Origin of the sequence: Streptomyces sp. NK15101 (assembly GCF_020400725.1) — a bacterium.
In the GTDB taxonomy this organism is placed as follows: Bacteria; Actinomycetota; Actinomycetes; order Streptomycetales; family Streptomycetaceae; genus Streptomyces.
The window spans coordinates 1-3,616 of sequence record NZ_JAINVG010000183.1 but is presented as its reverse complement, the minus strand read 5'-3'; the positions used below and the strand labels follow the sequence as shown (position 1 = coordinate 3,616).

Below are 3,616 nucleotides of genomic sequence, written 5' to 3'. Positions count from 1 at the left end.
GCAGGGGCCGGCGAAGAGGGCTCGGGCAGGACCAGGCTCCCGCGGGAGGCGGCGGCACCCCGTCCTCGCCGGCCGGACAGGAAGCGCCCGAGCAGGCCCGCTGATGTCGCCGCGACGGCGGTCACGCCGGCCGCGGCGAGGAATCCGCGTCTGCTCCACACCCCGGTTTCGCCTTCGCTGTCCGCGGAGGGCGTCGAGGGGGCTGCCCGGGAGGCCAGGACGTACAGGGTGAGGGCGCCGGCAAGGGCTCCGGCGATCGAGGGGAGTGCGTCACCGACGCCGGTGGAGTCGGGGCGGTCGAGGGCCGCGGCGGCGCCGACGATCCCGAACAGCAGCACACCGGCGGCACCGACCCGCCGACGGCGCAGGCCGAGCATGCCCAGGCCGATGGCGACGAGCGCGAGGACGGCCAGGATGCCGAGCCGCAGGACGGTCTTGTCGCTCTCGCCGAACGTGCGGATCGCGAAGTCCTTCACCGCCGCCGGAGTCCGGTCGATCACCGCGCCGCCCACCACGGTCACCGGCCCCGCGGCGGGCCGCACCGGTCCGGCGACCAGCTCGGCCACGGCGAGCGCCGTGAAAGCGGCCAGAAGACCGGCCGACGCGCCCGCTGCGGCGCGGAAGAGGGTGCTGCGGAAGCTGCTCACACCCGGCATTCGGCGGCCCCCGCCCGGCGGATTGGTCCGACCCCCGAAAGAGTGAACCCGCCGGTCCTTGCCGCCTCGGGGCGCGGACGTGGAGGCAGCGGGCGGACCCGGACCTGCGACTGCCGGAACGGGTCGGGCGGGACCGTCGGCGCGCGCTCGGTCACCGGACAGGACGCACGGACCACCGGACGCGGGGGCCGAGGGCCAGGACGTACGGACCACCGGGCGCGGGGGCCGAGGGCCAGGACGAGCGCGCGGACGAGGAATCGCGACGTGCACGCAATCCGGCGGGCGGTTCGCCCCGAATCACCCACGGGAGGCTCCTGAAGGTGAGGGGCCGCAGAACACGCCGATCGACGGACTGAAGGAGGTGAGTGCGATGACCGCATCCCTGCGCGCGCGACGGCTGGTTGCCGGGGCGGCCTCGGCCGGGCTTCTGGCCGGCGCGTCCGTGCTGGGCGTCTCCGCCACGGCGAACGCGGCGCCGGCGCCGTCCGCGGTGACCTCGACGGTCACCGGCGACCGTGACCACCGCCATGAGCAGTGCACCTGGGTCAAGGGCCACTGGGCCAAGAAGTGGGTCAAGGGCCACTGGGAATGGAAGTGGCAGCAGGGCTCCTGGCACCACGGCCACCGGGACCACCACGGGAAGTGGCACGACGGATGGTGGGGCAAGGGCCACTGGAAGCAGCACTGGGTGGCCGGCCACTACGTCAGCCACTGGGTTCCCGCCCACTGGAACTGCCACGACAAGTGGTGACGACCGGCAGGGCGCAGTGGGGTTCCGGGAAGACCGGAACCCCACTCCGTTCCCTCCGCGGCCCCAGGCCCAGGAGGGCTCCTCGATGTGAGGGATGATCATGGACACCGCCATCGCGTCCTGCGGATGTCCGGCAACGCTGCACATCCGGCTCCCGGCGGCCGCGCGGGCAGCGCGACAGGCCCGGCAGGCCGCGGAACTGCTCCTGGCCCGGGAGGCGGCGCTCTGCCCCCCTGACGTCGCGGAGGATCTCGTGCTCATCGTGTCGGAGCTGGTCACCAACGCGGTCCTGCATGCCGACGGCCCCTACGCGCTCACGGTCGGCCTGGAGCCGGGTCGGGCGGGTGTCGCCGTCGGCGACGGCTCGGCCGACCTGTCCGGGCTGCACGGCCGCGGGCAGCGGATCGAGCCGGGCGGACGCGGCCTGGGGATCGTCCGAGCGCTGGGGGCGGATCTCTTCGTCAGCCCCTCACGCCGCGGCAAGCAGGTCATCGCGGTCCTCACCTGGTAGCCCGGCGGGTTGCCGCGGGTGGCTGTGCCGACGGCCACCCGCGGCCGACCTGGACGGCAACGGCTCTTTCGCGCCGCGTGCCTCCACGACCGCCCGCGCCTCCGCGCCGGGTCAGGTCACCGGTCCGCGCCACCCCGTCCTGTCGGCGGCGGACCGGGGCTTCTCCCGGCGTCGGGTCAGGCGTTGACGCAGGTGTTGCCGAAGGACGGGTTCAGCAGCCCGATGACGCCGACGGTGTTGCCGCAGGCGTTGACCGGGATGTGGAGGGGCACCTGGACGAGGTTGCCCGAGCCCACCCCCGGGGAGTGCGCGGCCACTCCCTGCGCACCGGCATCGGCCGAAGCCGCCGCCGCGCCGCCCACCACGACGGCGCCTGCCGCCACCGCCACCGCAAGACCGCGTCGTACACGAACCATCTCGACTACCTCCCATGGACGTCCGAGGCCGTGCGGCGGATCCGCGCGGCCCACGGAGAACCGCAGAACACCAAGCGGCTCCCTCACCCGTGCCTTCGCCGCCACCCGCCCGTCGGCTGGGTCGGCAGCCCGAGCTTCCCTCGAAAGGGTTAACCGCCGGGGGCGCGGGTGACGAAACGGCCTCCCATCCGCACGCCCGTCCGCTACGAAGAACCGGTGACACGCCCACCTCCTGTGGTGGCCGGCCCGACCCGTGGGGTGGACCGGCCACCGCTCGAGCGACCAGTCAAGGACCGACATGCGATGGACACCCCGTCCCCCGACGGCCGCGCCCGGCCGTCCCTTCGTCGTCTCGCCACGGCCGGAGCGGCGCAGGTGAACCAACCGCTCCCCTTCGGCGCCGGGCCCGCCACGGGCCGTACCGACCTGACCGAGGTCATGCAGAAGGTCGCGCACGGCGACAAACAGGCCTTCTCCGTCCTCTACGACGCCCTCGCACCCGTGGTGTTCGGGATCGTGATCAAAGTCGTGCGCGACCGGGCGCAGTCCGAGGAGGTCGCCCAGGAGGTCATGATCGATCTGTGGCGCCAGGCCGCCCGCTACCGGCCCGACGCCGGCACGGTGACCTCGTGGGCCGCGACCATCGCCCATCGGCGGGCCGTGGACCGGGTCCGCTCCGCGCAGGCGGCCGCCGACCGCGAGCAGGCTCAGGCCGCCCGTGAACACACCACCGCGTTCGACGAGGTCGCCGAACAGGTCGAGACCCGGATGGAGTCCGAACAGGTCCGCCGCTGCATGCGCGGCCTGACCGAACTGCAGCGGCAGGCGGTGACCCTGGCCTACTACCAGGGGCTGACCTACCGTGAAGTCGCCGAAGCCCTGCGCACGCCTCTTCCCACCATCAAGACACGCATGCGCGACGGGCTCATCCGGCTCCGCGACTGCATGGGGGTGACCACATGAAACACGACGCAACCGACGCCCACACCCTCGCCGCCGCCTACGCCCTGGACGCATTGGACTCCGGTGAGCGCGGCATCTTCGAAGACCACCTGCGGACGTGCGAGGCCTGCCGGCAGGAGGTCGCGGAGTTCGAGGCCACCGCGGCGCGCCTGGCGGCGGCGGTCTCCCAGGTACCGCCCGCGGCGGCCAAGGCCGAGGTCATGGCCGCCATCGACGGCGTGCGCCAGCTCCCGCCGCGCATCCCCGCCCCGGTCTCCGCACCCGCCTTCGGCGGCGTGCTGCGCCGCAGGGCCCTGCCGCTGGCTCTGGCCGCCAGTGC

General features: G+C 73.9%; 5 protein-coding genes and 1 pseudogene. 4 read left to right on the top strand and 2 right to left on the bottom strand.

From position 1 onward, the window contains the following. Nucleotides 1-656: pseudogene (locus K7G60_RS38415) on the bottom strand (molybdopterin-binding oxidoreductase); the annotation flags it as partial. A 370-nt stretch (nt 657-1,026) separates the two neighbouring features. Here K7G60_RS38415 and K7G60_RS38410 point away from each other — a divergent pair. Together K7G60_RS38410 and K7G60_RS38405 are read left to right on the top strand one after the other, a co-directional pair. Continuing rightward, nucleotides 1,027-1,407, top strand: a complete 381-nt coding sequence (locus K7G60_RS38410) for a hypothetical protein (protein WP_225805600.1) — start codon at nt 1,027-1,029, stop codon at nt 1,405-1,407. Nucleotides 1,408-1,507: 100 nt separating this feature from the next. Further along, a complete protein-coding gene (locus K7G60_RS38405) occupies nt 1,508-1,918 on the top strand; it encodes an ATP-binding protein (RefSeq protein WP_225805599.1) in 411 nt (136 codons plus the stop codon). 176 nt (nt 1,919-2,094) lie between these two features. Here the strand turns inward: K7G60_RS38405 and K7G60_RS38400 are convergent, their stop codons facing one another. Beyond that, complete coding sequence (locus K7G60_RS38400; RefSeq protein ID WP_225805598.1) at nt 2,095-2,334, bottom strand: chaplin; 240 nt, start codon at nt 2,332-2,334, stop codon at nt 2,095-2,097. Nucleotides 2,335-2,709: 375 nt separating this feature from the next. Here K7G60_RS38400 and sigK point away from each other — a divergent pair, with 375 nt between their 5' ends. Together sigK and K7G60_RS38390 are read left to right on the top strand one after the other, a co-directional pair. Further along, nucleotides 2,710-3,297 carry an ECF RNA polymerase sigma factor SigK gene (gene sigK, locus K7G60_RS38395; RefSeq protein WP_225805601.1) on the top strand — a complete coding sequence of 196 codons (588 nt, stop codon included), beginning with the start codon at nt 2,710-2,712 and terminating at the stop codon, nt 3,295-3,297. Then, nucleotides 3,294-3,616 (top strand): zf-HC2 domain-containing protein (locus K7G60_RS38390; RefSeq protein WP_225805597.1); only part of this gene is annotated, 323 nt, incomplete at its 3' end. The genes sigK and K7G60_RS38390, both read left to right, overlap by 4 nt.